This is a genomic window from Vibrio sp. 704, from assembly GCF_033339295.1.
Map to the genome: position 1 here is coordinate 1 of NZ_JAWOUH010000329.1, position 780 is coordinate 780.

The following is a 780-nucleotide window of genomic DNA, read 5'->3' on the forward strand; positions in this document are numbered from 1 at the left end:
ATCACAGGCTTTTGCGAGCATTTCTTTGCCAGTACCTGTTTCACCTTCGATTAGTAGCGGTTGATCCAGAACAGAAAGCTTCTTAGCTTGATTAATCAAGGCTTTATGTCGGTTTGATATTCCTACGAAGTGCTCAAAACCCAATGGATTATGCAACGGTAGTCTTTCTTCGATTTGCGTGCCGTGCTGGCTTGTTCGAATCGTCATCAAAGTGCTTGCAAGCGTAGAATTCTGCGCTTCGTCTCTGATATAGACAGGCATGAGCTCTAAGATGTAATCCAACCCATCAATGACTAGGTTTTCACGAGTACGAGCGTTCACTCCTTCAGACCAACGAGAGAAACGGACGCTTGGTAATAACGCACCAATCTGAGTGCCAATGACTTCTTGTTTATCCAGGCCGAGTAGCGACAAAGCAGCCATGTTCGCCATATCGACAGCACCTTTGAGGTCGATTGCAAAAACCGGGTCCGGCAAATTATCAACCAACGAAAGCAGCTCAGTGTTGTGGCGCTCCATTGGCATAAATTGGATTTTACGTACGTCTTTAACCCCCGGAATACGGCGGATTTCAGCCATCAACTCACTAAAAGTATCAAAATCAATATCTGGGCAATTTAAATAGATGATGCCACTGATATCGATTTCAATACCACGTAAGTCGATACTTTTAGACGCTAAAATATCGAGCAGTTCTCGGGTAAGACCGAGTCTATCTTCACATAAGACTTCAAGACGCACTGAAAATATCCCAATTCACAACTGTCAGGAAAAGTTGAC

At 44.0% G+C, this 780-nt stretch carries 1 protein-coding gene; it reads right to left on the minus strand.

Annotated features, from left to right (window positions below; genetic code table 11):
- Window positions 1-741, minus strand: a 741-nt coding sequence (locus tag R7R24_RS26255; protein ID WP_318120054.1) for a PAS domain-containing protein, incomplete at its 3' end; no start/stop codon positions are given.
- Between the last annotated feature and the right edge of the window lie 39 nt (window positions 742-780).